The sequence below is a fragment of the Carboxylicivirga linearis genome, assembly GCF_018271995.1.
Classification (GTDB): domain Bacteria; phylum Bacteroidota; class Bacteroidia; order Bacteroidales; family Marinilabiliaceae; genus Carboxylicivirga; species Carboxylicivirga linearis.
Genome location: NZ_JAGUCO010000130.1, coordinates 1 through 619, shown reverse-complemented (window position 1 = coordinate 619; position 619 = coordinate 1). Strand labels below are relative to the sequence as shown.

At 35.2% G+C, this 619-nt stretch carries 1 protein-coding gene; it reads right to left on the bottom strand.

Features of this window, described 5'->3' with window-relative positions:
- Positions 1-619, bottom strand: a 619-nt coding sequence (locus tag KEM10_RS23995) for a carboxypeptidase-like regulatory domain-containing protein (RefSeq protein WP_212221004.1), incomplete at both ends; no start/stop codon positions are given.

Here is a 619-nt window from a genome sequence, read left to right as displayed (position 1 = left end):
TTTTTAGCCCTTTGCTTTTCAAGTGATTCTGAATTAACGGTTACCTCTCCAACTTCATAATTCTTAGGTTTTAAAAATATTTTTAAATCTTCTAAGCTCGAATAATCAGAAATTGAGGCAGAGTAGTATCCTATAGAACTGAATACAAGCGACCTATCTTTAATCCTGTTTATTTTGAAATTTCCATACAGATCAGTTGTGGTACCTTCGAAAGTCTGATCGTAATAAACAGTTGCATTAGGTATTGTTTCTTTTGTATTTGCATCCATTACAATCCCACTTATAACTTGTCCTTCTGTACTATTCGACTTAAGGGTTGTATCTTCTGAACTAGACAATCCATCAGTAGAAGCAATGGAACTTCTATTTTTGTCAGCAAAACTAATCTTTTCAGAATCAGCCGGTAAACCATCGGGCAACAATACAGTTGTCATATATTTTGGATCACCACCTGACATATTGGATTGAACTACTGATGATGCAGTAGTCTGATTATCATCTGATAGGGAATCCGCAGTTTGATAGATCAGGCTACCTGTTTCTCCAACATTTGAAATCCCATTAATCTCCAGCCTGATTTTATCAGATACATCTGAAGCATAAAATTGAATCTGTGCCT